Source organism: Variovorax sp. YR750, assembly GCF_900109805.1.
Taxonomy (GTDB): Bacteria; Pseudomonadota; Gammaproteobacteria; order Burkholderiales; family Burkholderiaceae_C; genus Variovorax; species Variovorax gossypii.
In genome coordinates, this window is sequence record NZ_FOBJ01000011.1 from 106098 (window position 1) to 130960 (window position 24863).

Genomic DNA, 24863 nt, shown 5'->3' on the forward strand with positions numbered 1-24863 from the left:
CCTCGCCAAGTCAGTATCGAAAAACGGCAAACTTCGCGCGCCCGCCGCGCGGGACCGGTGCCTCAGTGGTGCATGACCGCCGCGCTGCGCAGCGTCTGCGATGGCAGCTCGCCGAACTGCCGGCGGTAGTCGGTCGCGAACTGGCTCAGGTGCCAGAAGCCCCAGTGCGCCGCGATGTCCTGCACCGAACGCGATTCGGGCCGCTTGAGTGCGCGGCGCACGCCGTTGAGGCGCAGCGCCCGCAGATAGCGCGCAGGGCTCAGCCCCAGCGTTTCCTGGAAGCAGTAGTTGAGCTTGCGCTGGCTCGCGCCGATGCGGTTGCACACCTCCAGCATCGACAGCGGCTCGTCGGGCCGCGCCATCATCAGCTCGCAGGCGCGACGCACCACGCGGCGCTGCGCATCGGTGGAGCGAAGCTCGCGCAGGTCCACGTCCTCGGGCAGCGCGCTGAGCCAGGCCAGCAGCACGTCGTCGCGCAGCTGCATCGTGGCGACGTGGTCGTCGAGCAGGGCGGGCATGGCGTCGAGCGCGGTGAAGGCGCCTCGCAGCGTGCCGCGCAGCGACTGCATCGTCGTCTCGTCGAAGTGCAGCACTACGCGCCGTTCGAGCCACGCGGGCGGCGCGCGATCGTTCAATCGTTCGGCGAGCGACTGCAGCAGCGCGTTGTCGACCACGATGCCCGTCAGCTCGAAGCCCGCAGGGCTGCACAGGTCGAGTTCGTCGCAGCGGCCGACCATTACCGAGCCGGTGTCCAGCCGCTGACCGGAGAAGCGCGCCTCGCCGTCCTGGCGGCATGTGAGCGCGAAGCCGCAGCAGTCGGGGTTCATCTCGCCATGCTGGCGCAAAGCGCGGTTGGTGGTCTCGCGCACCAGCCTGAGGCCGGGCAGCTGCACGTGATCGAGGAAGCCCGCGAAGCTGCCGCCGGAGAGCATGTCGCACTCCAGGTGCCAGCCGCTCTGGCTGCTGGCGTACGCGTCGATGTCGTGCGTGGTCAGCGTCCAGCGCTCGACTGCGGGTTGGTATTGGGCGGAGGCGGTCTGGCGGTTCATGGCGGTCCGGCGAGTCTTTAGGCAAGGGCGTGCGTGGCCCTCCCTCAAGCAATCTCCAGACCAGATTGTTTCGTTGACAACGATTCCAAAGTGACAGGACAAACCCCTAAGCGCAAGGGGCGAGTGCCTGTGCGCAGGCTATTCGAGCTCGCCGCTGGGCTCGAAGCCGGTGGTGCTGTCGAACAGCTTCTGCACGATGGTCTGCAGCACCTGCTGCTCCTCGGGCGTGAGCTGTGCAAAGAGACGCTGCGCGGTGTCGTGTGCCAGCGGCACCATGTCGCGATACAGCGCGAGGCCTTCTTCCTCCAGCGACACGATGACCTTGCGGCGGTCTTCCACAGAGGGATGCATGTTCGCCAAGCCCAGGTCCACCAGCCGGTGCTGCGCGCGACTCACGCGGGCCTTGTCCATGCTCGTCTTCTGCGCGATCTCCAGCGCCGACAGCGCGCCGTACTTGCCCAGCACCACCACGATGCGCCACTCCGGAATCTGCAGCGAGAAGCGGCTGGCGATCGACTGGCCCACCGTCTGGCTCACGCGATTGGCGACCACCGAAAGCTGGAAGGGCAGGAAGGTCTCGAGGTCGAATGCATCGACGCTCGCACTGTTGCGCGCGCGCGTGGAGGTCCTGGAGCTTGACTGTGATGGAGTGCGTGAACGGGGCACGGTGCGAGTGTGTGGTGGGTGTGCGTGTTGTCGATGGATCGGAGCGAGGAACAGTATAGGAAGGCCTTCGCGCATCGCGAACAGGGCTGCGCGAGGTTTGCCAGTTTTCGATAACGCCGCATGTGGGTCGCTACCTATCGTGCAGGCATGGACTACCCCGAACTCGCACTGCACATCGCCGGCCAGTGGCGCACGCAGACCCAAGGCGGCCGTCGCGCCGTGATCGACCCCGCCACCGAAGAAACGATCGCGCACCTGCCGCTCGCAGGCCGCGAAGAGCTCGCCGAGGCCGCCGAGGCCGCGCAACGCGGCTTCATTCAATGGCGCGCGAAGAGCGCACTCGAGCGCTGCAACATCCTGCGCGGCGCCGCGCAGAAGATCCGCGAACAGGCGAAGACCATCGCGCAGGTGCTCACGCTCGAACAGGGCAAGCCGCTGGCCGAGTCAGTGCGCGAAGCCACGCTGTCGGCGGACATCGTCGACTTCCAGGCGGAGGAAGCCAAGCGCCTCTACGGCAGGCTGGTGCCGCCGCGCGTCGAGGGCGTTCTTTCGCAGGCCGTGGTGCGCCGGCCGGTGGGGCCGGTGGCGGCCTTCACGCCGTGGAACTTTCCGGCCAACCTGCCGGCGCGCAAGCTGGCGAGCGCGCTCGCCGCTGGCTGCAGCGTAGTCATCAAGCCCGCGGAGGAAACGCCGGGCACCTGCATGCTGCTGGTGCGCGCCTTCCTCGATGCGGGCGTGCCGCCCGAGGCGCTCAACATGGTGTGCGGCGAGCCGGCCGATGTGTCTTCTTTCCTCATCGACCATCCGGCGATCGCCAAGGTGTCGTTCACCGGCTCTGTGGCGGTGGGCAAGCTGCTGGGCGAACAGGCGGCGCGCCACGTCAAGCGTTTCACCGGCGAGCTGGGCGGCCACGCGCCGGTGATCGTCTGCGAGGACGCCGACTTTTCCTTCGCGCTCAAGAGCTCCATCGCCGCCAAGTTCCGCAACGCGGGCCAGGTGTGCGCCTCGCCGATCCGCTTCTACATACCGCGCAGCCGCTTCGGCGAATGGAGCGAAGCCTTCGTGCAGGCCGCGCGCGCATTGCGCATGGGCCCGGGCACCGACGCTGCCACGCAGATGGGGCCGCTCGCGCACGAGCGCCGCATCGAAGACATGCAGCGCTTCGTCGACGACGCCGTCGAGCGCGGCGCGCAGCTTCTGTGCGGCGGCCAGCGTGCGCAGCGGCCCGGCTACTTCTTCGAGCCCACAGTGATCGCCAATGCGCCGCCCGACAGCCGCGTGATGCGCCAGGAGCCCTTCGGCCCCATCGCGGTGCTGCAGCCCTACGACGCGCTCGACGAAGCCGTCGACAGTGCCAACGCCTTGCCCTACGGCCTTGGCGCCTACGCCTTCACGCGCGACCTGCACACCGCGCACCGCCTCGGCGAGGCGCTGGAGGCCGGCATGGTCGGCATCAACCACTTCGGCGTCTCGCAGCCCGAGATGCCCTTCGGCGGCTGGAAGGAAAGCGGCATCGGCCAGGAGATGGGTGCCGAAGGCCTGCTGCACTACACCGAAGTCAAGACCCTCACCGTCGGCGTGCCGGCCTGAGCACGCAATGCAAATTTCCGGAGACAACGCATGACATCGACCGATGCCGCCGCAGTGGCGGCACTCAAGCGCGACAACGCGCAGTACCTGTGGCACCCGATGGCCCATCCGCAGGCCATGCAGAAGACGAAGCCGGACATCATCGCGCGCGGCGAGGGCTGCTGGATCTGGGACGTCGACGGCCACAGGATGCTCGACGGCGTCGGCGGCCTGTGGGCCGCGAACCTGGGCCACAGCAACAAGGCGGTGCGCGACGCCATCGTCGCGCAGCTCGACGAACTGCCCTTCTACAACGTGTTCCGCGGTACCACGCATCCGCGCGCCATCGAGCTGTCGAAGCGCATCGTGCAGACCATGGAGCCCGACGGCGTGGCGGCGGTGTTCTTCAGCAACGGCGGCTCCGACGCGGTGGAAGGCGCGCTCAAGCTCGCGCGCCAGTACTGGAAGCTCAAGGGCCAGGCCGACCGCCACAAGTTCATCGCGCTGCGCCAGGGCTATCACGGCGTGCACTTCGGCGGCATGAGCGTCAACGGCAACCTCAACTTCCGCCGCGCCTACGAGCCGCTGCTGCCCGGCTGCTTCCATGTCGACACGCCATGGCTGTACCGCAACCCGTACACGCAAGACCCGGAGGAGCTGGGCGAGATCTGCGCCACGCTGCTGGAGCGCGAGATCGTGTTCCAGGGCCCCGACACCGTCGCCGCCTTCATCGCAGAGCCGATCCAGGGCGCCGGCGGCGTGATCGTGCCGCCGCCCAACTACTGGCCGCGCGTGCGCGAGATCTGCGACAGGTACGGCGTGCTGCTGATCGCCGACGAGGTCGTCACCGGCTTCGGCCGCGGCGGCGCGATGTTCGGCACGCGGCTGTGGAACGTGAAGGCCGACCTGTGGTGCCTCGCGAAGGGCATCTCCTCGGGCTACGTGCCGCTGGGCGCCACGGCCATCGGCGCCAAGGTGGCCGAGGCGTTCATGGACGACCCGACGGGACAGGCCGCGGTGGGCCACGGCTACACCTACAGCGCACACCCGGTGGCGGCGGCCGCCGCGCTGGCCACGCTCGACCAGATCGAGGCACTCGACGTGCCCGGCAACGCCGCGCGCGTGGGCGCGCATTTCCAGGCCCGCGTGCGGCCCTTCGCCGAGCGCTTCAGCTTCGTCGGCGACGTGCGAGGCATGGGCCTGATGCTCGGCATCGAGATGGTGGCCGACAAGGCCACGCGCGCCACGCTGCCGCGTGGCAATCCGGTCGCGGCGAAGGTGGCGCAGGCCGCCTACCGGCGCGGGCTGATGGTGCGCATCTCGGGGCCGAACCTGATCCTCTCGCCGCCGCTGGTCATCACGCGCGAGGAGGTCGACTTCATGGTCGATGCGCTCGAAGGCGCGTTCGCCGAGGTGGAAGCGACGCTGTGACACCGACCGTTCCGACCATCCTCCTGATCGGCACCGCCGACACCAAGAGCGCCGAGCTGCTCTTCATGCGCGAGTGCATCGAGGCCGGCGGCGGCCGCGCGGTGGTGATGGACGTGGGCGTGCTCGACGGCGCGCCCTTCGTGCCCGAGATCACCCACGTCGAAGTGGCCGCGGCGGCAGGCAAGACCGTCGCCGAAGTGGCGGCCAGCGGCGACGAGAACACCGCGATGACGCTGATGGCCCACGGTGCCGCCAAGCTCGCCGCGCGCTGGCAGGCCGAAGGCCGCATCGACGGCATGCTGGCGCTCGGCGGCACCATGGGCACCGACCTCGCGCTCGACGTGGCGCAGGCGCTGCCGCTTGGAGTGCCGAAGGTGCTGGTCTCGACCATCGCCTACTCGCACCTGCTGCCGCCCGAGCGCATTCCGCCCGACCTCATCATGGTGCTGTGGGCCGGCGGGCTCTACGGCCTCAACAGCCTGTGCCGCTCGGCCCTGAGCCAGGCGGCCGGCGCGGTGCTGGGCGCCTGCCGGCAGGTGCGCGCGCCTGCCTTCGGCCGGCCGCTGGTGGGCATGACCTCGCTGGGCTCCAGCGCGCTGACCTACATGAAGACGCTCAAGCCCGCGCTGGAGTCGCGCGGCTACGAGGTCGCGGTGTTCCACACCACCGGCATGGGCGGGCGAGCGTTCGAGGCGCTGGCCGCCGAGGGCCGCTTCTGCGCGGTGATGGACTTCAGCCTGCAGGAGCTGGCCAACCAGCTCGGCGGCTCCTGCGTCAACGCGGGCCCCGACCGGCTGCTGGGCGCGGGCCGCGCGGGCACGCCGCAGATCGTCGCGCCGGGCGCGATCGACATGCTCGACTACCCCGCGTGGCAGCCGATGCCCGCGGGACTTGAAGGCCGGCCGGCGCACATGCACAACCGGCTGCTGGCCTCCGCGCTGAGCGCGCCCGATTTCCGCCGCGGCGTCGCGGCCGAGATCGCGCGCCGGCTGGCCCGTGCCGAGGGCGCCACCTGCGTGCTGATGCCGCTGCAGGGCATCGAAGGCTGGGACCGCCCCGGCGAACCGCTGCACGACCCCGAGGGCCTCGCGGCCTTCACCGACGGCCTGCGCGGCAGCATCGGCAATGCCACGCGGCTGATCGAGCTGGACGCACACATCAACGACGACGCCTTCTGCGACGCCGCGCTGCGCGTGTTCGACGCATGGGTGGCCGACGGCACCGTGCCCGCCGGGAGGCCCGCATGAGCCGCGGCACGCAGGCACTGGTGCTGGACTTCGGCGGCGTCATCAGCCGCACGCTGTTCGAGACGCACGCGCTCACCGAGGAGGCACTCTCGCTGCCGCGCGGCACGCTGACCTGGCGCGGCCCCTTCGACATCGCGAGCGATCCGCTGTGGCGCGACATGCAGGCCGACAAGATCTCCGAGCGCGACTACTGGATGGCGCGCACCCGCGAAGTCGGCGCACTCGTCGGCGAGCGTTGGGACCGCATGGAAACCTTCGTGCAGCGCGCACGCGGCGCCGACCCGGAGGCGGCGATCCGCCCCGAGGCGATCGCGGCCATCGACGCTGCGCGCCGCGCGGGCTGCAGGCTCGCGATCCTCTCCAACGAGCTCGACCTGTTCTACGGCGCCGACTTCCGCAAGCGCCTGCCCTTCATGGCCGCCTTCGACGTGGTGGTGGACGCCACGCACACCGGCATCCTCAAGCCCGACGCGCGCGCCTACCGGCAATGTATCGAGCAGCTCGGCCTGAGCGCCGATGCCTGCGTGTTCGTCGACGACCAGCTGCGCAACATCGCCGGCGCCGAGCGCGTGGGCATGCGCACAGTTCACTTCGACGTGATGCACCCCGGTGCGAGCTACGCGAAGGCTCTGGCCTTGCTGGGTGTCGCTTCTTCCTCTCTCGATTGATCTTTCTTCCGATGACTCCGACCTTCGAACCCACCGTGCCGCGCGAGCGCGTGCAGACCCTGATGCAGGCCGAGCAGGAACGCTACGCGCGCACCCACGCCCGCTCCGGCGAACTCTATGCCCAGGGCCAGCAGGCCTGGCTCTACGGCGCACCCTCGCACTGGATGCGCCGCTGGATCGGCGGCTGGCCGCTCTACGTGCAGGATGCGCAGCTGCCCTACGGCGCGCGCTTCGTCGACGTGGACGGCAACGGCTATGCCGACTTCTGCCTCGGCGACACCGGCGGCATGTGCGGCCACGGCCATCCGGCCATCGTCGAGGCCATGGCGCGGCAGGCGCGCGTTGGAACCTCGCTGATGCTGCCGAACGACGATGCGGCCTGGGTCGGCGAAGAGCTCGCGCGCCGCTTCGGCCTGCCGTACTGGAACCTCACGACCTCGGCCTCGGACGCCAACCGCGCCTGCATACGGCTGGCGCGCATGGTCACCGGCCGGCCTCGCGTGCTGGTGTTCTCGGGCTGCTACCACGGCTCGGTGGAAGAGGCGCACGTTGAGCTGCGCGACGGCGCGGTCGCGATGCGCAACAACATCCACCCCAACGGCTTTCCGCACGACAAACTTTCGGCCGTGGTCGAGTTCAACGACCTGCCGGCGCTGGAGCGCACGCTGCGCGCCGGCGACGTGGCCTGCGTGCTGGCCGAACCCGCGATGACCAACTACGGAATGATCGCGCCCGACCCCGGCTTCCACGAGGCGCTGCGCCGCCTCACGCGCGAGACCGGCACGCTGCTCGTCATCGACGAGACCCACACCATTTCCAGCGGACCCGGCGGCTACACCCGCGAGCACGGGCTGGAGCCCGACATGTTCGTGATCGGCAAGGCCATCGCGGGCGGCATTCCCGCCGCAGCCTTCGGGCTGAGCTCGGAAACCGCCGAGCGAGTCTGGCAGGTGCTGCCCAAGCTGCATCCCACGCAGCGCCAGTCGGCACATGCCGGCTTCGGCGGCACGCTGGCGGGCAACGCGCTCACCGTGGCCGTGATGCGCGCGGTGCTCTCGCAGGTGCTCACGCCCGAGGCCTTCGAGCGCATGCGCACGCTCGCGCAGCGGCTGGCCGATGGCGTCAACGCCAGCATCGCGGAAGCGGGCCTGCCGTGGCACGCCACCAAGGTCGGCGCGCGCGTGGAAACGCTCTTCTGTCCCGACGCGCCGCGCAACGCCTCCGACGTGCGCCGCACGCGCGACGGCGACCTGGAGGCGCTGCTGCACCTCTACCTGATGAACCGGGGCGTGCTCATCACGCCCTTCCACAACATGATGCTGTGCTGCCCGGGCACCACAGAGCGCGAGGTGGACGAGCACAACGCGGCCTTCGCCGAGTTCGTGCGGGAGTGCAGGGGATGAGCGCGGGCGACGCTTTCGGGCTCGAAGGCAAGGTCGCGCTCGTCACCGGCGGCGGGCGCGGCATCGGCGCGGCCATCGCGCAGGTGTTCGCCGAGGCCGGTGCCTCGGTACTGATCGCCAACCGCACCGGCAGCGCGGGCGAGGCGGTGGCGGCTGCGCTGCGAGAGCGTGGCCTTCGCGCACAGGCGCTGGCCTGCGACATCGGCCGTCGCGACGAGGCCGAACGTGCCGTGGCCGAGGCGGCGCGCATCTTCGGCGCGCTCGACATCGTGGTCCACAACGCGGCCGTCAATCCCTGGGCCGCGATCGACGCGATGAGCGACGATCAGCTCGAGCAGACGCTGGCCGTGAACCTCAAGGCCTGCTTCTGGCTCGCGCAGGCGGCGGTGCCGCACATGCGCGCGCGCGGTGGCGGGCGGCTGCTGGTCACTTCGTCGGTCACGGGGCCGCGCGTGGCGATGCCGGGCAGCGCGCACTACGCGGCGAGCAAGGCGGGCGTGAACGGCTTCATCCGCACTGCCGCGCTGGAGTACGCGCGAGAGGGCATCACCGTCAACGGCGTGGAGCCGGGCTACATCGCCAAGCAGGGCGGCTCGCTGCTGTCCGACCCGGCGAAGGCGGCGCGCATCGCGCGGCACATTCCGGCCGGCGAACTGGGGCGGCCCGAGGACATCGCGTACGCGATGCGCTTCCTGGCCAGCCCGGCGGCGCGCTACATCACGGGGCAGACCATCGTGGTCGATGGCGGCTCCACGCTGCCCGAGAGCCCGTTCTTCGCGGAGCAGGCATGACCGGGCGCCTGCAGGGCAAGGCCTGCCTGGTGGTCGGCGCAGCCACCGGCATCGGTGCAGCCGTGGCCACGCGTTTCGCCGCCGAGGGCGCACGCGTCGCGGTGGCCGGCTGGCCCAGGCCGCAGCCCGTAGGCGAGGGCCCGGCCTTCGATTGCGACGTGACCGACGACGAGGCAGTTCGCGCCACCGTGGCAGCGGTGCAGGCCGCCTTCGGCCGCCTCGACGTGCTGGTGAACTGCGCAGGCATCGTGCGCAACGACGACGCGGCCGACATCGACGACGACGCCTGGCGGCGCCTGCACGAGGTCAACCTCGGCGGCACCATGCGCTGCCAGCGCGCGGTGCTGCCCGGCATGGTGGCTCAAGGTGGCGGCGCCATCGTCAACATCGCCTCGGTCGCGGCCTTCAATGCGGGCGCCGGCATGGCGAGCTACGCCGCGAGCAAGGCTGGCGTGGTCGCGCTCACGCGTTCGGCGGCGCAGGCCTACGGGCCGAAGGGCGTGCGCGTGAATGTGCTGTGCCCCGGCTGGGTCGATACGCCGATGAGCCGGCAGGAGATGCGCGACCTCGCGGCCGAGCGCGGCATCGACGAGAGCGCCGCGCACGCCCAGACGGTGGCGCGCATCGCGCTGGGCCGCATGGCCACGCCCCAGGAGATGGCGGCCGTGTGCCTGTTCCTTGCGAGCGACGAGGCTTCCTTCATCACCGGCGCGGCGCTGGTGGCCGACGGCGGTGCTCGGGTGCCTGCGGCGGCGCGGGCCGCGTGAGGGGCGTTCCTAGCGCAGGAACTTGCCTTCCTTCGTCACCCGCACCATCTCGATGAAGCGCGAGCCGGTGTTGCTGGTGCCGGTGAAGTCGATCTCCATGTTGCTCATGCGCAGCTTCATGGCCTTGAGCGTGGCGTGCAGCTTGGCGCGCGTGAGGTCGCGGCCGGTGCGGCGCAGCGCCTCGATCATCACCATCGCGTTCACGTAGCCCTCGTAGCTCAGGTAGCCGATGTCCACCTTGGCGCGCTCGGCGAGCTGGCGGTATTCCTTCGCGCCGGCGTCGACCTCGCTCCAGGGGTAGGGCACGATCTGCGAGATGGCGAGGCCGCTGGTCTTGTCGCCCACCAGCTTCGCGGTGACGTCGCCCGGCACGATCGACATGCCGTAGAACATCTGGCGCCCGCCGGCGGCCCACGCGGCTTTCATCACCTCGCCGCCGATGCCGCCGCCCAGGTACATGATCACGGCCTGCGCCTTGCTGTCGGCCAGTGCCTTGCCGGACGCCTCGTTGGTCGTGCCGTCGCCCTTCACAGCCACCGCCGCCTCGGGCTTCAGCTTCAGCGCGGTCAGTGCATCGCCGACGAGCTTGGCGACCTCCGCGCCGCCCGGGTTGTCGAGATAGGCCACGGCGATGCGCGAGACGCCGATGGTCGTCAGGTGCTGCACCAGCGCCTGGGCCTCGCGGGCGAAGGTGGCGCGCACGAAGTAGCCGGCGCCGCCGACCTTCTCGCGGGCCGAATCCGATACCGCGTAGCCGCCTACCGTCGGCGCGCCGCTCTGGTTCAGCACCTTGGCCCCCGCGGCGGTGGTGGCGGAGCCGACACAGCCGAAGAAGGCGAAGACGCGATGTTCCGCCAGCAGCTTTTCGTAGTTGGCGACGGCCTTCTCGGGCTTCAGCTCGTCGTCGAGCGAGACAAGCCTGATCTTGCGGCCCGACAACCCGCCCTGCGCATTGACCGCGTCGAAGGCCAGCCCTGCGCCGGCCATCACGACCTTGACCGGCACGCCCAGCGGGCCGCTCAGGATGCCGGTGTGGCCGAGGACGATCTCGCTGTCGGTGACGCCGTTCTCGGCGGCCAGGGCGGATGAAAGCGGGCCGAAGCCGGCCACTGCCGCAGCCGAGGCGGCGATGAAATTTCTGCGATGCATGGGGGCCTGATTGCGATACAACTGATAACAATTGAATGCGAAAGCCCCGTCTTCCGCCGCCGGGGTTTACCCCGTGTTGCGCGGCGGCCCCGCCGGCCTCACGGGGTTCCCGGACCCCTGGCGCAGCTGCCAGGCCGCGCAGATGGCCAGCGCGCAGAGCCCGGCCAGCATCGCGAAAACCTCGTCGAAGGCTGCCAGCCGCGCCGGGCTGCTCATCGGGTTGGCCAGCGAATCGCCGTGCGCCGCGAGGCGCCACTCGAGCACGATGGCGCACAGGCTCACGCCGGCCGCGCCGCCGAGCATGCGCACGAAGTTGATCGCGCTCGCGCCCTGCGGAATCAGCGGCTTGGCCAGCGGCCGCATCGAGCCCAGGTTGAGCGAGGGCAGGATGAAGCCCAGCCCGATGCGCCCGATGATCGCGAAGGCCACCAGCAGCCACAGCGCGCTGTCGAGCCGCAGCACCATCATCAGCGCGAACGAGGCCGCCAGCAGCGCGAGGCCGATGGTCACCAGCACCCAGGTCGGGTGCTTGTCGGCCAGGCGGCCCACGCCGGCGATGGTGAGCGCCAGCACGATGCCCGCCGGCAGCAGGATGGTGCCCACGTGCGAAGCGGAGAGATGCAGCCCCACCTGCATGTACACCGGCAGCAGGTAGGTCGAGCCGAACAGCGCCGTGCCGTAGATGAAGGCGACCACGCTGCCCATCGCGAACTGCCGGTAGCGGAAGAGCGCCAGGTTCATCAGCGGCGTGCCGCCCGAAGCAGCCAGGCGGCGCTGCCACCACACGAAGATGCCGAACGAGGCCAGCGCGCCCGCCAGCAGCAGCGCCGCCTGCAATGGCGAATCGCCGCGCAGCGCCACCAGGCCGTTCAGCAGGCACAGCGTGCCGACCGTGCCCAGCGCCAGTCCGCGCGCATCGAGGCCGTCGCCGCGCGTGGCGGCCACGCCGCCGGGCGCGGTCTTGGGCACGAACTTGTAGGCCAGCCAGAGAGAGGCCAGGCAGAACGGAACCACCATGAAGAAGATCGAGCGCCAGCCGAACAGGTCGACCAGCACTCCGCCGATGCTCGGCCCGATGGCCGGCGCCAGCACCACGCCCATGCCGAAGATGCCGCTCGCGCGCCCCTGCTCGTGCGGCTCGAAGGCGCGCAGGATGATGATGGCCGGAATGGGCTGCACCACCCCCGCCGCCAGCCCCTCGGCCACGCGCGCGAACAGCACCAGCGAGAAGTCGTTGGCCACGCCGCCCACGATGCCGCCCACCAGCAGCAGGAGCATCGTGCCCACGTAGGTGCGCCGGTAGCCGTAGCGCGACAGCAGCCACGGCGTGGTGAGCATCGACACCGTCATCGCCACCATGAAGCCCGAGCTCACCCACTGCGCGCGCTCCTGGCCGAGCGAGAAGTGATGGCTCATGCCGGGGATCGCCACGTTGACGATGGTCGAGGACATGATCGACGCCATCGTTCCCACCATCACGGAAAGCAGCAGGTACCAGCGGTAGCGTTCGCCATAGCGCTGGCGCATCGTGCCGATGGAGGGCGGGGCCGGCGTGGTCGCGGCTTCTTGGGGCTGTGGGGAGGTCATGGGGCGGCGGAATGTCTCGGGTCCGTCGTCCTACAAGCATATCGGGCTTTGCGTGGCGGCAAATGAAAGGGGCGGCCGCAAAATCGGTCCGCTGCCCCCTCCGCGTCAAGAAGATCGATCAAGACAACTGCCGCATGAACGCTCCATCCGACGATCAAGCCAACGCCCAGCCGGTTGCCTCCGGCGAAGCGGAAGGCGCGCCCACGCTCGCGACCGAACTCGCGGCGCCCACTGTCAGCCGCGCCTACCGCTGCCAGTGCGACCGCCCCGTCTTCCTGCGCAACAGCGAGTGCCTGGCCTGCCACACGCCGCTGGGCTACGTGATCGAGCGGCTCGGCGTGATGCCGCTCGCGCCGGCTGTCGGCGAGGGCGCGCAGCCCGACACCTTCACCGTGTTCGGCGATCCGCACGGCAAGACCTACCGGCGCTGCGCGAACCTCATGACGCCAGCCGCGTGCAACTGGATGGTGCCCGCCGCGCGCGAGGGCGAGCAGCTGCCCCCCGACACCCAGGGCCTGGCGCCCGGCTACTGCCTGGCCTGCAGCGTCACACGCACCATTCCCGATCTCTCGGTGGAGGGCAACGGCGAGCTCTGGCGCAAGCTCGAGACCGCCAAGCGCCGGCTCGTCTCGCAGCTGCTGGCGCTGGGCCTGCCGGTGGTCAGCCGCCACGTCGATCCCGCGCACGGCCTGAGCTTCGACTTCCTGAGCAACGTGCCCGGCGGCCCGCACGTCATGACCGGCCACCAGCACGGCGTGATCACCCTCAACGCGGAGGAGGCCGAGGACGCCGTGCGCGAGCGCATCCGCGCCGAGATGCGCGAGCCCTACCGCACGCTGCTGGGCCACTTCCGCCACGAGATCGGCCACTACTACTGGGACCTGCTGGTGCAGCCCACGCAGTGGATCGACGACTTCCGGAGCCTCTTCGGCGACGAGCGCGCCGACTACGCCGCCGCGCTGCAGACGCACTACGAGCAGGGCCCGCCGCCCGACTGGGCCGACCGCTTCGTGAGCAGCTACGCGAGCACACACCCGTGGGAAGACTGGGCCGAGACCTGGGCCCACTACCTGCACATGGCCGACACGGCCGATACCGCGATGAGCTTCGGCGTCGACGCCACCAACGTCGAACTCGCGAGCGACCTGTTCACCCTCGACGACCTCTGGCAGCCGGACGACCCCGACGCTGGCAAGTTCCTCGACTTCGTCAACGGCTGGGTGCTGCTCACCAACGTGCTCAACGAGCTGTCGCGCAGCATGGGGCAGCCCGACTACTACCCCTTCGTGATGCCGCGCGTGGCGGTGGGCAAGCTGCAGTTCATCCACCGCGTGGTCACGCAGCAGCGGCCGGGCGATGCGCCGACGATGGTGGTGGCGGCCGACGTGGCCGAGGCTGCGCAGCCGCAGGCAGAGGCGCAGCAGCAGAGCCTTGGTCAGTCCTGAGACTGAGGCGCCGCGCCCGTCGCGCAGCGCATGCAGATGCATGCCAGCCCGCGCATCTCTTCCGGCAGGTTGGTGAGCGGCGCCTTGCTGAAGTCGACCTGCATGCACCAGCACGGCGGCTGCGCCTGCCCGGTCTCGCGCTCGATCTCCATCGCGCAGCGGTTCAGTTCGCCGCACAGCGGGCAGCGCGTGGCGTCGATCAGGCCGGGAACGGCCTCCGTGGTCATCATGAAATCTCGAAGGCCGGCAGCTTCTTCGCGACGATGTCGTTGCGCAGCGTCGCGTACACCGGCAGCCCGCCGCTGTAGGCGGGGTAGTCCTCGCCCTCGATCAGCGGCAGCAGGTAGCGGCGGCACTTCTCGGTGATGCCGTAGCCGTCGTCGGAGATGAAGTCGCGCGGCATCGGCTTCTCGACGTTCGCGACCGATTCGAGCGGCGCGCTGCCGATGCGGTATGCGTACGGAACGTCGGAGATGCGCTCGATGGTCGGCATCACCGCGTTGCGGCCTTCCAGCGCGAGTTCGACCGCGCGCTGCCCGAGTTCGTAGGCCTGCCGCACGTCGGTGGCCGATGCGATGTGCCGCGCGGCGCGCTGCAGGTAGTCGGCCACGGCCCAGTGGAACTTGTGGCCCAGCGCTTCCTTGATCATCTGCGCCACCACCGGCGCGGCGCCGCCCAGCTGCGCATGGCCGAAGGCATCGCGCGTGCCCTGCTCCGCAAGGAAGGTGCCGTCGGGGTGATGGCAGCCTTCGGACACCACCACCGAGCAGTAGCCGTGCCGCTTCACCAGCTCGTCGACGCGCGCGAGGAAGCGCGCCTTGTCGAACTCGATCTCGGGGAACAGCACCACCACCGGAATGCCCTGGTCCGAGGCCAGGCCGCCGGCCGCCGCGATCCAGCCCGCGTGCCGGCCCATCACCTCGAGCACGAACACCTTGGTGGAGGTGGCCGCCATCGAGCGCACGTCGAACGAGGCCTCGATGGTCGACACCGCCACGTACTTGGCGACCGAGCCGAAGCCGGGGCAGCAGTCGGTCAGCGGCAGGTCGTTGTCGATGGTCTTGGGCACGTGGATGGCCTGCAGCGCATAGCCCATCGACTGCGAGAGCTGGCTCACCTTGAAGCAGGTGTCGGCCGAGTCGCCGCCGCCGTTGTAGAAGAAGTAGCCGATGCCGTGCGCCTTGAACACCTCGATCAGCCGCTCGTACTCGCGGCGGTTCTTCTCCAGCGACTTGAGCTTGTAGCGGCAGGAGCCGAAGGCGCCCGAGGGCGTGGTGCGCAGCGCCGCGATGGCCTCGGCCGATTCGGCGCCGGTGTCGATCAGTTCCTCGGCCAGCGCGCCGATGATGCCGTTGCGTCCGGCGTAGAGCTTGCCGATGCGGTCGGGGTGCCGGCGCGCCGTTTCGATCACGCCGCAGGCCGAGGCGTTGATGACCGAGGTGACGCCGCCCGACTGGGCGTAGAAGGCGTTGGGGATGGACATGCGCGGCATTGTCCTGCAGCCCCCCGGCCGGCGCCAGTGGACGCCGGTGTCGGATTGTCAGCGGCTCTCGAAGACCGGCGGGCGCTTCTGCAGAAAGGCGCTCACGCCTTCGCGGAAGCTGGGCCGGTCGATCAGCTCGCGCTGGCGCTCGCTCTCGTAGTGCAGCTGTTCCTTCAGCGTGTGGTGCTCGGAGGCCTCGAAGGCTTCGCGCGCCTCGATCACCGCATGCGCCGGCAGGCGGGCGAGGCGCTGCGCGATGCCCTTGGCCTCTTCGAGCAACTGCTCGTCGTCCACACAGGCCCAGATCAGGCCCCACTGCACCGCGCGGCCCGCGCCCACGCGCTCGTCGAGCAGCGCCATGCCCATGGCGCGTGCACGGCCGGCGCGGCGCGGAATGGCCCAGGTGCAGCCCAGGTCGGGCACGATGCCCAGCTTCGGCAGGAAGGGCAGGTAGAAGTAGGCGCTGCGCGCGGCGATGGTCACGTCGGCCGCGAGCGCCAGGCCCACGCCCGCGCCGGCGGCCGGGCCGTTCACTGCCGCGACCACCGGCACCGGCAGCGTGCGCAGGGTCTCGATCAGCGGGTTGCTCAGGTTCTGCATCCACTCGGCGGTCTGCGTGCCGAGCGACTTGCCTTCCTCGGGCGGCGTCATCGCGCTCAGGTCGGCGCCCACGCAGAAGGCCTTGCCGGCGCCCGTGAGGATCACGGCGCGCACCGAGCGGTCGTCGCGGATGCGCTCCAGCGCGTCGCGCAGCTCGACCTGCAGGTCGCGCGCGATGGGGTTGAGCTTTGCGGGCAGGTTCAGCGTCAGCGTCGCGATGCCGTCGGCCTGCTCCTGGAGGATGAAAGGTTGTGGGGGTGTGTCGGAACTCATGGCATCGATGGTTCGATGCGCATGGGGGCCGGTCAAGCCGGGGACAACCCGTGGGGCAGCAGTCGCCGGGGCGACCATGCGCGCGGCGAAGGCGCGGGCAGCGGCATGGCGGCCGGCCGGGCGTCCGACACGGTGATGCACGACGATTCCAGCGCCGACACCAGCACGCGACGGTGATCGCTGCTCTCGAAGCGCTCGCCGGGCTCCAGCACGATGTCGCGCGTGTCGCGGTCGATCGTGACCCATACCGAGCCGCTGCGGCATTCGATGCCAACGCCCGCGCCGTCGGGCACGGCGAAGACCGAGCGCTTCGGCAGGCTCACATGGAAGCGGGAAGTGCTGGACGAGAAAGTCACGGAGGGAGAGGAAGAAGAGGCGGTGGAAGAGGACGAGGTGCTCATGGCAAGCTCCATTGCATTCACTATGCGAATGAATATAGTGAGCCGGATCCCTCTTTGCACACGGTAATTCGGAACTCGTTGCATGCGTACAGAGAATGCGAAAGCCGCCGGAGCCACCGGCGGCGAGCTGCCGCCGCTGGAGCTGCTGCGCAGTTTCGAGGCGGCCGCGCGCCGGCTGAGCTTCACGCTGGCGGCCGCCGAGCTGCACCTCACGCAGTCGGCCGTGAGCCGGCAGATCCAGCAGCTCGAGGCCAGCCTGGGCGTGTTGTTGTTCGAGCGGCGCCATCGCGCGCTGTCGCTCACCGAGGCCGGCGGGGTGCTGCAGCGTGCCGTCACCGACAGCCTCGAGCGCCTGCGCGACGCCACGGCGCGGGTGCGTGCGAGTTCGGCGCCGCGCCAGGTGGCGATCACCACCACGCCGGGCTTCGCGTCGATCTGGCTCATTCCGAAACTGGCGCGCTTCACCGGCAGCCATCCGCAGGTGGACGTGCGCGTGTCGGCCACGCTCGACGTGCTCGATCTGGAAAGCAGCCGCATCGACCTGGCGGTGCGCTTCGTGCCCGTGGGCCGCGGCATCGGCCCGGCGCTGTTCGAGGAGTCGGTGATCCCGCTGTGCTCGCCGCAGGTGGCCGCATCGCTGCGCCAGCTTTCCGACTTCTCGAAGCTCACGCTGCTTACCGTCGAGTACCCCGACCACAGCGAAGCTCCCACGGCCGACTGGGAGCCCTGGCTCAAGGTGATGGGGCTGGAAGACCTGCGCATGAAGAGCACGCTGCGCTTCACGCAGTACGCCGATGCCGTGTCCGCCGCGGTGGCGGGGCAGGGCGTGGTGATCGGGCGGCTGCCCTTGCTGAGCGAGCTGGTGCGCGACGGCCGGCTCGTGGCGCCGCTGGGCGAGGGCGCCGCCTCGCATCGCGGCTACTTCATCGAGATGTCCAGGCGCGCCGCGGGCAACCGCGACGCGCAGGAGTTCGCGCAGTGGCTGCGCGACGAGGCCGAGGCCGCGCAGCGCGGCTGACGAAAGCGGAAAACGGAAAAGGGGGCCGATCAGCCCGGCAGCAGCACCTTGTTCACGACGTGGATCACGCCGTTGGACTGGTAGACGTTGGCGATCGTCACCGTCGCGGTGCCGCCCTTGGCGTCGGTCACCATCACGTTGCCGCCGCTCATCGTCGCGGTGAGCGTGCCGCCGCTCGCGGTCTTCAGCGTGGCCTTGCCGCCGCCCGCGTTGATGGCGCTCATGAGCGCGGCGCCGTCGAGCTTGCCGGGCACCACGTGGTAGGTCAGCACCTTGGTCAGCGTGGGCTTGTTCTCGGGCTTGAGCAGCGTGTCGACCGTGCCCGCCGGCAAAGCGGCAAAGGCCGTGTTGGTGGGCGCGAACACGGTGAAGGGACCGGGGCTCTTCAGCGTGCCGACGAGGTCCGCGGCCTTCACGGCGGCCACCAGCGTGGTGTGGTCCTTCGAATTCACGGCGTTGTCGACGATGTCCTTCGTCGGGTACATCGGAGCGCCGCCGACCATCGGGTTCGATGTGCCACTGCTGTTGCCGCTCATGCCCATGCCGCCTGCGCAGGCTGCGAGCAGGACCGAGACACTTGCTGCGATTGCGAGTTTCTTCATGGAAGTCTCCTGGAAAGGTGATTGGTTCTCGAGGCTCTCTGTGGAAACCGCCAACAGCTCGGAGGCGCGACGCGCTTGAGTGGGATACGGCGCATTCGCGCAACCGGATTCACCGGGTTCAAGAAAAGCCTTGCGTAGGCTTTGCGCCACAGAGGCACATGCGGCGCTTGCACATCGCATGCGCGATCGACAGAATCCGCCCTTCGTTTTTCAGCAACAGTTTTTGCTCCCTTCGCGCCCGGCGACGATCAACCTCCCTGGCGACACATCAATCCAATGAACCGTTACCTGAACACCTGATCCGCACACCGACCGCCCCGGCCGGATGTGCATTCCACGCACCCGCCGAGGCCAGTCGACAAAGGCCCCGCGCAGCCATTCGCCGGGGCCTTTTTGTTTTTCGGAGTGTGTGCACATGAGTGCTCAACGAAAGGCCCGCGACGACGACAAGCGTCTGGGCCGGTTCTATTTTTCGGTGCCGAATGCGGCACCTCGCAATCCCGTGGTGGCCGCGCTGGCGCGCCGCGAAGCAAGCCAGAAGGCGGGGCGCCACCTGCGCACCCACAGCGCCGAGCGGCGCGCGCAGAAGGTGGCGCTGCAGAAGGCAGCGCGCGACTTCAGGGGGAGGAGCGACGATGCGTGACGACATGGACAAGGTCATCGTCGAGCGGCCGCGAAGCGGCTGGCGCGTGCAGGGCGATGGACGCAATTGGCGCAACAGCAACGAGGCAGGATCGCGCGTCGGCATGAAGCGCGGCTACAAGCACAGGAAGTGGCTCAGCGAAAACCTCGCGCCGCTCAAACGCTGGCTGCACAAACAGGTGCACCGGCCGTGGGACAAGGTCTACGCGGAACTGTGCAGCGGCATCGATCGCCGCAGCACGGTGCAGGCACACATCTTTGAACACATCGACGACTTCGTCGAGCGCGCAGCGGTGCTGCGCGATGGCGAAGTGTGGGTGCGGGCACGCTGGTGGAACGACGGCAGTCGCGCGCCGTTGCATCAGGCTTCGCATGTCGAACTGTTCGTGCACCCGGTCACCGGCATCCTGCTGCCCAACCGGCGTCTCGCCCAGGCCCGGCAATGGGCTCGCGGCGAGAGCGATGAGAGGAGCGGAAAGAAACCACATGCGTCTTTCATCGCGATCGACGAACTCACGCAATGGCACTGCGTGAACGGCGACTGGTTCGAGATCACGCTGGCGCCCACGCCGCCGATGAAGGCTCCGGGCGTCTGGGAGAAGCGTTTCGACGCGCTGCGGCGCTGCTTCGTCAAGACCACCTGCACATGGGGTCGACCGGAGTTCGGCGTATCGAGCAACCAGGCCATGTACGGGCGACCGGATGTCTATGCCGCGACCAAGCGCCAGTTGAGCCGCAAGGAGATCCGGGCGAGGCTGGGTGACGACGCCTGAGCCGCTCGTCAGGTAGCGACAAGTCGCGTCGCGCATGATGGAGGCGCCCGCGTTGTCGTCGATGAAAGAAAGCACCATGAACCTCACCGCCTCCAACTGGTTCCTCTGGGCCGTCCTGTCGGCCGTCTTCGCCGCGCTGACGGCCATCCTCGCCAAGCTCGGCCTGGCCGGCGTCGATTCCGACATGGCCACGCTGGTGCGCACCGTGGTGATCTTCGCGGTGCTCCTGGTCTTCGTGAACGCCACCGGCAAGTGGACGAACCCGCTGCAGCTCTCGCCGCGCACCTGGCTCTTTCTCGTTCTCTCGGGGCTCGCGACGGGCGCGTCGTGGGTCTGCTACTTCCGCGCGCTGAAGATGGGCAATGCCTCGCAGGTTGCGCCGGTCGACAAGCTCAGCGTGGTGCTGGTGGTGCTCTTCGCGGTGATGTTCCTCGGCGAGCGCCCCTCCGGCCGCGAATGGGCCGGTGTCGCGATGATCGCTGGCGGCGTGCTGATGCTGGCGATCAAGCGCTGAGCTGCGCCGCCGTCCGTGCGGGTGCGCGCGGCAGCAGGAAGAACGCCATGGTGCCGGCGGCCAGCATGCCCGCGACGGTGAGGAACACCGCGCGGAACGGCTCGACGCCATTCGCCACGGCCCACGACGCGGCCACGCCGGTGGTCCACTGCATCAGCGAGACGCCGAGGAACATGGCCATGTTCATCAGCGCCATCGCGCGGCCCGTCATGGCGGCCGGGTAGGCGTTCTTGGTGTACGCGTACTGCAGCACGCTGTAGCCGGAGAGCAGGCCATAGATGATCGGAAGGCCGATGTCGACCGCACGCGAATGCGTCAGCGCCATCGCGCCGAACATCAGCGTGCCGGCGAGCGCGCAGCCCATCATCCAGCGCGTGCGCCGCGCGCCGCCCGGGTCCATGCGGCCGAAGAGCGTGGGGCTGATCATGCCGGCGACGGTCATCACCAGCGCGACGTTGCCGCTCGCCACCAGCGAGAGGCCGTGGCGGTCGTGCAGCACCGGGCCGAGCCACAGGCCGCGCAGCGTGATGAAGGCGGCGTACGACACGCAGGCGAAGCACAGCAGCCCCAGCGTGTGGGGCATGGCGAACAGCGGCAGCAGTTCGCGCACGGCCTTGCGCAGCGACTGGCGCTCGGTCTGCCCCGCGGGTGCTTGGTCCGTAGGGCGCGCAGGCTCGTGCACGCGCCAGGAGATGAGCAGCCACGAAAGGACAGCGAATGCAGCCAGCACCGCATAGCCCACGCGCCACGACGAAGCCTCGATCAGCAGTGCCAGCGGCGTGCCCGTGAACAGGATGCCCATGCCGGCGAGGCTCATCACCAGCCCCGACATCGCGGTGAAGCGCGATGCATCGAAGTGCCGCGCGATGAACACCGTGCAGGCCAGGAAGGCCGGCGCACAACCCACGCCGATCAGCGCCTGCCCCAGCAGCAGCGCGTGGAAGTTCGGCGCCATCGCGCACAGCACCGCGCCCGCGACGGCCAGCGGAAAGGCGGTCAGCACCGTGCGGCGCACGCCGAACATGTCGATCGACACGCCCATTGCGAGCTGCATGATCCCGAACATGAAGTGGAAGGTGCCCGCCCAGGTGCCGAGCTGCTGCGGCGTCAGGCCGAAGTGGCTGGTGAGCGGCGTGGCCATCATGGCGCCGACGGTGCGGAAGGCCTGGCTCAGTGCGAAGGCGGTGGCCAGTGCCACGAGCATGGCGGCCGCGGAGGAGGACCAGCGCGGCGGAGGCGGCGATGCCGCGTTCGTGTTCATCGAAGGGGAGGGCGGGAAGCAGAGGGAGAACCCCGTCGATGCTAACGGCATGCCGCCCATCATGCAGAACGGCGCCCGAGGGCGCCGTTCGTCTTGCATGTTTCAGGCCCGGCTTAGTGCCGGACCTGGGTGGGCGATCAGGCCTCGCCCTTCACCTTCAGGCGCCATGCGTGCAGCAGCGGCTCGGTGTAGCCGCTGGGCTGCTCGATGCCCTTGAACACCAGGTCCTGCGCAGCCTTGTAGGCGGCCGAGGTCGCGAAGTTGCCGGCCATCGGCTGGTACAGCGGGTCGCCCGCGTTCTGCTCGTCGACCACCTTGGCCATGCGCTGGAAGGTCTCGTCGACCTGCGCCTTGGTCACGACGCCGTGCAGCAGCCAGTTGGCGATGTGCTGGCTGGAGATGCGCAGCGTGGCGCGGTCTTCCATCAGGCCGACGTTGTGGATGTCGGGCACCTTCGAGCAGCCCACGCCCTGGTCGATCCAGCGCACCACGTAGCCGAGGATGCCCTGCACGTTGTTGTCGATTTCCTGCTGGCGCTCTTCAGCCGTCCACTTGGCTTCGGCCGCGATCGGCACCTGCAGCAGCGCGTTGAGGATGTTGTCGCGCTCGATCACTGGGTCAGATTGGGCGGCGATCTTCTCCAGCTCCTGCTGCACCGCGGTCACGCTGACCTGGTGATAGTGCAGCGCGTGCAGCGTGGCGGCGGTGGGCGAGGGCACCCAGGCGGTGTTGGCGCCGGCCTTGGGGTGGCCGATCTTCTGCTCGAGCATCGCGGCCATCAGGTCGGGCATGGCCCACATTCCCTTGCCGATCTGTGCCTTGCCGCGCAGGCCGCTCGACAGGCCGACCAGCACGTTGTTCTTCTCGTAGGCGCCGATCCACGCGCTGGACTTCATGTCGCCCTTGCGGATCATCGGGCCGCCCTGCATGGCGGTGTGCATCTCGTCGCCGGTGCGGTCGAGGAAGCCGGTGTTGATGAAGGCCACGCGCGCGGCGGCCTCGGCGATGCAGGCCTTCAGGTTCACGCTGGTGCGGCGCTCTTCGTCCATGATGCCCAGCTTCACGGTGTTGGCCGGCAGGCCCAGCAGCTGCTCGACGCGGCCGAACAGCTCGCTGGCGAAGGCCACTTCGGCCGGGCCGTGCATCTTCGGCTTGACGATGTAGATGCTGCCGGTGCGCGAGTTGCCCTTGCGCTTGAGGTCGATGGTGGCGATGGTGGTGGTCACCACGGCGTCGAGGATGCCTTCGGGAATTTCCTTGCCGCCGGCGTACAGGATGGCCGGGTTGGTCATCAGGTGGCCCACGTTGCGCAGGAACATGAGCGAGCGGCCGTGCAATTTCACGGGCTTGCCGTCGGCGCCGGTGTACTCGCGGTCGGCGTTCAGGCCGCGCGTGAAGGTCTTGCCGCCCTTGGCGACTTCTTCCGTCAGCGTGCCTTGCACGATGCCGAGCCAGTTCGAGTACGCGACCACCTTGTCGGCCGCGTCGACCACGGCCACCGAGTCTTCCAGGTCGAGGATGGTGGAGAGCGCGGCTTCGAGCACCAGGTCGCTCACGCCGGCCGCGTCGCTCTTGCCGATGGGCGTGGAGCGGTCGATGCGGATGTCGAGGTGGATGCCGTTGTGCTTGAGCAGCACCGACGACGGCGCGGCGGCGTCGCCCTGGTAGCCGATGAACCGCGAGGCGTCGGCCAGGCCGGTGCTGCTGCTCTGCAGCGCGACGACCAGCTGGCCGTCCTTCACGCTGTAGCCGGTGGCGTTCTTGTGCGAGCCGTTCTGCAGCGGCGCGGCCTGGTCGAGCACGTTGCGCGCGAACTCGATGACCTTGGCGCCGCGCACCGGGTTGTAGCCCTTGCCCTTCTCGGCGCCGCCGGTCTCGGGAATCGCGTCGGTGCCGTAGAGCGCGTCGTACAGCGAGCCCCAGCGCGCGTTGGCGGCGTTCAGCGCGTAGCGCGCGTTCAGGATCGGCACCACCAGCTGCGGGCCGGCCTGCAGCGCGAGTTCGGAGTCGACGTTCGCGGTCGTGGCCTTCACGCCCTTGGGCTGGGGCAGCAGGTAGCCGATCTTCTCGAGGAAGGCGCGGTACGCCGGCATGTCGGCGATGGGGCCGGGGTTCTTCCTGTGCCATGCGTCGAGTTCGCTCTGCAGGCGGTCGCGCTCGGCGAGCAGGGCGATGTTCTTCGGCGCGAGGTCGCTGACGATGGCGTCGAAGCCCTTCCAGAAGACGTCGCTGGCCACGCCGCTGGCGGGGAGGACCTTGTCCTCGATGAAGCGGTGCAGCTCGGTCGCGACCTGGAGTCCGTGGGCGGTGGTGCGGGCGGTCATGGGGGTTCTCCTTGAGACAAATGCAATCCTGGGACGAACTTTATTCGATACTTTGCTGGCCAGTAAGAGCCGGAAGCGGGATTTATCCGTGACAAAAATGGAGGTAATCGATGTCGGGCGCCCTGTGGTGCAAAGGGTAGGCACTGATAAGAGCGTTGCAAGTGCCGGATATATTTAACTTCTTAAATAAAAACGAATTCCAGTTCCATGATCCTCCTGGCCTCCAACGAAAACCCCCTCGGCATGCCCGAATCGGCCCGCCGCGCGGCCGCCGAAGCGCTCGCGGGCGCCGGCAACTACCCCGACAGCAACGGCACGGCGCTGAAGAACGCGCTGGCCGCCCGGCTCGACGTGCCGGCCGACTGGCTCACGCTGGGCAGCGGATCGAGCGAGATCCTCGAACTGGCGGCGCAGGTGAGCCTGAAGCCGGGCGAGGGCGTCGTCTATTCGCAGTACGGCTTCATCGTCTACGCGCAGGCCACGGCGCACGCCCATGCGCACGCAACTGTCGTGCCTTCGCGCGACTTCGGCCACGACCTCGACGCGATGCGCGCCGCCATCGGCGACGACACGAAGCTGGTGTTCGTCGCCAACCCGAACAACCCGACCGGCACCTTCATCGACGCCCCGCCGCTGCTGGCCTTCCTGCAGTCGGTGCCGGCGCACGTGACGGTGCTGTTGGACGAGGCCTATACCGAATACCTGTCGCCCGCGCAGCGCTACGACAGCATCGAATGGGTGCGGCGCCTGCCCAACCTCATCGTGGCGCGAACCTTCTCCAAGGCCTTCGGGCTGGCGGGGCTGCGCATTGGCTACGGCGTGTCGCAGCCGGCGCTCACGGCGCGCATGAATGCGCAGCGCCCGCGTTTCAACGTGACGACGCCGGCGCAGGCAGCGGCGGTGGCCGCGCTGGGCGACGCGGATTTCCTCACGCGCACCTACGAGCTCAACACGGCGGGCCGCGACCAGCTCGCGACCGGCTTCAGGGAGCTGGGCTTCGAACACGTCGCTTCGTCCGGCAATTTCCTGATGGTGCGGGTCGGCGACGCGCAGGCCGTGCATGCGCGCCTGCTGGCGGCCGGCATCGAGGTTTCGCTGCTCGGCCCCTACGGCCTGCCGGAGTGGCTGCGCGTCAGCATCGGCCTGCCGGAGCAGAACCGGGCGGTGCTGGCCGCCTTGCGCTGAGCCGAACAAGGCCGG

General features: G+C 69.3%; 23 protein-coding genes and 1 pseudogene. 13 read left to right on the top strand and 11 right to left on the bottom strand.

The window, feature by feature from the left end:
* Positions 1-62: 62 nt before the first annotated feature.
* Positions 63-1049: a helix-turn-helix domain-containing protein gene (locus BMY35_RS22305; protein WP_093203854.1), complete on the bottom strand. Its 987-nt coding sequence runs from the start codon at positions 1047-1049 to the stop codon at positions 63-65.
* A 138-nt stretch (positions 1050-1187) separates the two neighbouring features.
* A complete protein-coding gene (locus tag BMY35_RS22310; protein ID WP_177213677.1) occupies positions 1188-1715 on the bottom strand; it encodes a MarR family winged helix-turn-helix transcriptional regulator in 528 nt (175 codons plus the stop codon).
* Positions 1716-1862: 147 nt separating this feature from the next.
* Here BMY35_RS22310 and BMY35_RS22315 point away from each other — a divergent pair, with 147 nt between their 5' ends.
* From BMY35_RS22315 to BMY35_RS22345, 7 genes are read left to right on the top strand one after another with little or no spacing between them, the layout of a single operon-like run.
* Entirely contained in the window at positions 1863-3305 is a 1443-nt protein-coding gene (locus tag BMY35_RS22315) for an NAD-dependent succinate-semialdehyde dehydrogenase (RefSeq protein WP_093203860.1), read from the top strand.
* 30 nt (positions 3306-3335) lie between these two features.
* Complete coding sequence (locus BMY35_RS22320; protein WP_093203863.1) at positions 3336-4715, top strand: aminotransferase class III-fold pyridoxal phosphate-dependent enzyme; 1380 nt, start codon at positions 3336-3338, stop codon at positions 4713-4715.
* Positions 4712-5962, top strand: a complete 1251-nt coding sequence (locus BMY35_RS22325) for a Tm-1-like ATP-binding domain-containing protein (RefSeq protein WP_093203867.1) — start codon at positions 4712-4714, stop codon at positions 5960-5962. Before BMY35_RS22320 ends, BMY35_RS22325 begins: the two co-directional genes overlap by 4 nt.
* A complete protein-coding gene (locus tag BMY35_RS22330; RefSeq protein WP_093203870.1) occupies positions 5959-6630 on the top strand; it encodes an HAD-IA family hydrolase in 672 nt (223 codons plus the stop codon). The genes BMY35_RS22325 and BMY35_RS22330 overlap by 4 nt, the downstream gene beginning before the upstream one ends.
* An 11-nt stretch (positions 6631-6641) precedes the next feature.
* Entirely contained in the window at positions 6642-8033 is a 1392-nt protein-coding gene (locus BMY35_RS22335) for a transaminase (RefSeq protein ID WP_093203872.1), read from the top strand.
* Complete coding sequence (locus BMY35_RS22340) at positions 8030-8824, top strand: SDR family oxidoreductase (protein ID WP_093203875.1); 795 nt, start codon at positions 8030-8032, stop codon at positions 8822-8824. Before BMY35_RS22335 ends, BMY35_RS22340 begins: the two co-directional genes overlap by 4 nt.
* Positions 8821-9591, top strand: coding sequence for an SDR family NAD(P)-dependent oxidoreductase (locus tag BMY35_RS22345; protein ID WP_093203878.1), 771 nt, complete (start codon positions 8821-8823; stop codon positions 9589-9591). Before BMY35_RS22340 ends, BMY35_RS22345 begins: the two co-directional genes overlap by 4 nt.
* Before the next feature lie 9 nt (positions 9592-9600).
* On the opposite strand, the gene BMY35_RS22350 is transcribed toward BMY35_RS22345, so the two are convergent.
* Positions 9601-10740: an ABC transporter substrate-binding protein gene (locus tag BMY35_RS22350; RefSeq protein ID WP_093203880.1), complete on the bottom strand. Its 1140-nt coding sequence runs from the start codon at positions 10738-10740 to the stop codon at positions 9601-9603.
* 66 nt (positions 10741-10806) lie between these two features.
* Positions 10807-12327, bottom strand: coding sequence for a DHA2 family efflux MFS transporter permease subunit (locus BMY35_RS22355; RefSeq protein ID WP_093203883.1), 1521 nt, complete (start codon positions 12325-12327; stop codon positions 10807-10809).
* Positions 12328-12461: 134 nt separating this feature from the next.
* On the opposite strand from BMY35_RS22355, the gene BMY35_RS22360 reads away from it, so the two are divergent.
* Positions 12462-13772 (top strand): zinc-binding metallopeptidase family protein, encoded by a 1311-nt coding sequence (locus BMY35_RS22360; protein ID WP_093203885.1) that lies wholly within the window; start codon positions 12462-12464, stop codon positions 13770-13772.
* On the opposite strand, the gene BMY35_RS22365 is transcribed toward BMY35_RS22360, so the two are convergent.
* The 4 genes from BMY35_RS22365 to BMY35_RS22380 are packed head-to-tail and all read right to left on the bottom strand — an operon-like array spanning position 13763 to position 16529.
* On the bottom strand, positions 13763-14002 hold the full coding sequence (locus BMY35_RS22365; RefSeq protein WP_093203888.1) for a cysteine-rich CWC family protein: 240 nt from the start codon (positions 14000-14002) through the stop codon (positions 13763-13765). The two genes, BMY35_RS22360 and BMY35_RS22365, sit on opposite strands and share 10 nt — an antisense overlap.
* Positions 13999-15255, bottom strand: coding sequence for a 6-phosphofructokinase (locus BMY35_RS22370; protein WP_093204264.1), 1257 nt, complete (start codon positions 15253-15255; stop codon positions 13999-14001). Before BMY35_RS22370 ends, BMY35_RS22365 begins: the two co-directional genes overlap by 4 nt.
* 57 nt (positions 15256-15312) lie before the next feature.
* On the bottom strand, positions 15313-16128 hold the full coding sequence (locus tag BMY35_RS22375; protein ID WP_093203890.1) for an enoyl-CoA hydratase-related protein: 816 nt from the start codon (positions 16126-16128) through the stop codon (positions 15313-15315).
* A 32-nt stretch (positions 16129-16160) separates the two neighbouring features.
* Positions 16161-16529 (bottom strand): DUF2917 domain-containing protein, encoded by a 369-nt coding sequence (locus BMY35_RS22380; protein ID WP_093203893.1) that lies wholly within the window; start codon positions 16527-16529, stop codon positions 16161-16163.
* Positions 16530-16611: 82 nt separating this feature from the next.
* Between BMY35_RS22380 and BMY35_RS22385 the strand changes: the two genes are divergently transcribed.
* On the top strand, positions 16612-17547 hold the full coding sequence (locus BMY35_RS22385) for a LysR substrate-binding domain-containing protein (protein ID WP_093203895.1): 936 nt from the start codon (positions 16612-16614) through the stop codon (positions 17545-17547).
* 29 nt (positions 17548-17576) lie between these two features.
* On the opposite strand, the gene BMY35_RS22390 is transcribed toward BMY35_RS22385, so the two are convergent.
* Positions 17577-18149 carry a fasciclin domain-containing protein gene (locus tag BMY35_RS22390; protein WP_093203898.1) on the bottom strand — a complete coding sequence of 191 codons (573 nt, stop codon included), beginning with the start codon at positions 18147-18149 and terminating at the stop codon, positions 17577-17579.
* Between the two features lie 415 nt (positions 18150-18564).
* Here BMY35_RS22390 and BMY35_RS22395 point away from each other — a divergent pair, with 415 nt between their 5' ends.
* The 3 genes from BMY35_RS22395 (at position 18565) to BMY35_RS22405 (ending at position 20078) form a co-directional block, all read left to right on the top strand.
* The gene (locus BMY35_RS22395; RefSeq protein ID WP_093203900.1) at positions 18565-18792 is read left to right on the top strand and encodes a hypothetical protein; all 228 of its coding nucleotides are present in this window, start codon (positions 18565-18567) and stop codon (positions 18790-18792) included.
* The gene (locus BMY35_RS22400; protein ID WP_093203903.1) at positions 18785-19564 is read left to right on the top strand and encodes a hypothetical protein; all 780 of its coding nucleotides are present in this window, start codon (positions 18785-18787) and stop codon (positions 19562-19564) included. Before BMY35_RS22395 ends, BMY35_RS22400 begins: the two co-directional genes overlap by 8 nt.
* Before the next feature lie 76 nt (positions 19565-19640).
* Positions 19641-20078, top strand: a complete 438-nt coding sequence (locus BMY35_RS22405; protein WP_093204267.1) for an EamA family transporter — start codon at positions 19641-19643, stop codon at positions 20076-20078.
* Here BMY35_RS22405 and BMY35_RS22410 read toward each other — a convergent pair.
* Positions 20068-21339: an MFS transporter gene (locus tag BMY35_RS22410; RefSeq protein ID WP_093203905.1), complete on the bottom strand. Its 1272-nt coding sequence runs from the start codon at positions 21337-21339 to the stop codon at positions 20068-20070. The genes BMY35_RS22405 and BMY35_RS22410 overlap by 11 nt on opposite strands.
* A gap of 137 nt (positions 21340-21476) precedes the next feature.
* The gene (locus tag BMY35_RS22415; protein ID WP_093203908.1) at positions 21477-23663 is read right to left on the bottom strand and encodes a malate synthase G; all 2187 of its coding nucleotides are present in this window, start codon (positions 23661-23663) and stop codon (positions 21477-21479) included.
* Between the two features lie 195 nt (positions 23664-23858).
* Here BMY35_RS22415 and hisC point away from each other — a divergent pair.
* Positions 23859-24848, top strand: a pseudogene (gene hisC / locus BMY35_RS22420) (histidinol-phosphate transaminase); the annotation flags it as partial.
* Positions 24849-24863: the final 15 nt, after the last annotated feature.

What these genes read in the sequence shown, in the direction of transcription:
- BMY35_RS22355 (WP_093203883.1), bottom strand. Translation starts at nt 12,327, where the DNA reads ATGACCTCCCCACAGCCCCAAGAAGCCGCGACCACGCCGGCCCCGCCC.
- BMY35_RS22345 (WP_093203878.1), top strand. Translation starts at nt 8,821, where the DNA reads ATGACCGGGCGCCTGCAGGGCAAGGCCTGCCTGGTGGTCGGCGCAGCC.
- BMY35_RS22400 (WP_093203903.1), top strand. Translation starts at nt 18,785, where the DNA reads ATGCGTGACGACATGGACAAGGTCATCGTCGAGCGGCCGCGAAGCGGC.
- BMY35_RS22370 (WP_093204264.1), bottom strand. Translation starts at nt 15,255, where the DNA reads ATGTCCATCCCCAACGCCTTCTACGCCCAGTCGGGCGGCGTCACCTCG.
- BMY35_RS22350 (WP_093203880.1), bottom strand. Translation starts at nt 10,740, where the DNA reads ATGCATCGCAGAAATTTCATCGCCGCCTCGGCTGCGGCAGTGGCCGGC.
- BMY35_RS22395 (WP_093203900.1), top strand. Translation starts at nt 18,565, where the DNA reads ATGAGTGCTCAACGAAAGGCCCGCGACGACGACAAGCGTCTGGGCCGG.
- BMY35_RS22375 (WP_093203890.1), bottom strand. Translation starts at nt 16,128, where the DNA reads ATGAGTTCCGACACACCCCCACAACCTTTCATCCTCCAGGAGCAGGCC.
- BMY35_RS22340 (WP_093203875.1), top strand. Translation starts at nt 8,030, where the DNA reads ATGAGCGCGGGCGACGCTTTCGGGCTCGAAGGCAAGGTCGCGCTCGTC.
- BMY35_RS22410 (WP_093203905.1), bottom strand. Translation starts at nt 21,339, where the DNA reads ATGAACACGAACGCGGCATCGCCGCCTCCGCCGCGCTGGTCCTCCTCC.
- BMY35_RS22390 (WP_093203898.1), bottom strand. Translation starts at nt 18,149, where the DNA reads ATGAAGAAACTCGCAATCGCAGCAAGTGTCTCGGTCCTGCTCGCAGCC.
- BMY35_RS22315 (WP_093203860.1), top strand. Translation starts at nt 1,863, where the DNA reads ATGGACTACCCCGAACTCGCACTGCACATCGCCGGCCAGTGGCGCACG.
- BMY35_RS22335 (WP_093203872.1), top strand. Translation starts at nt 6,642, where the DNA reads ATGACTCCGACCTTCGAACCCACCGTGCCGCGCGAGCGCGTGCAGACC.
- BMY35_RS22405 (WP_093204267.1), top strand. Translation starts at nt 19,641, where the DNA reads ATGAACCTCACCGCCTCCAACTGGTTCCTCTGGGCCGTCCTGTCGGCC.
- BMY35_RS22415 (WP_093203908.1), bottom strand. Translation starts at nt 23,663, where the DNA reads ATGACCGCCCGCACCACCGCCCACGGACTCCAGGTCGCGACCGAGCTG.
- BMY35_RS22320 (WP_093203863.1), top strand. Translation starts at nt 3,336, where the DNA reads ATGACATCGACCGATGCCGCCGCAGTGGCGGCACTCAAGCGCGACAAC.
- BMY35_RS22365 (WP_093203888.1), bottom strand. Translation starts at nt 14,002, where the DNA reads ATGATGACCACGGAGGCCGTTCCCGGCCTGATCGACGCCACGCGCTGC.
- BMY35_RS22385 (WP_093203895.1), top strand. Translation starts at nt 16,612, where the DNA reads ATGCGTACAGAGAATGCGAAAGCCGCCGGAGCCACCGGCGGCGAGCTG.
- BMY35_RS22380 (WP_093203893.1), bottom strand. Translation starts at nt 16,529, where the DNA reads ATGAGCACCTCGTCCTCTTCCACCGCCTCTTCTTCCTCTCCCTCCGTG.
- BMY35_RS22305 (WP_093203854.1), bottom strand. Translation starts at nt 1,049, where the DNA reads ATGAACCGCCAGACCGCCTCCGCCCAATACCAACCCGCAGTCGAGCGC.
- BMY35_RS22330 (WP_093203870.1), top strand. Translation starts at nt 5,959, where the DNA reads ATGAGCCGCGGCACGCAGGCACTGGTGCTGGACTTCGGCGGCGTCATC.
- BMY35_RS22360 (WP_093203885.1), top strand. Translation starts at nt 12,462, where the DNA reads ATGAACGCTCCATCCGACGATCAAGCCAACGCCCAGCCGGTTGCCTCC.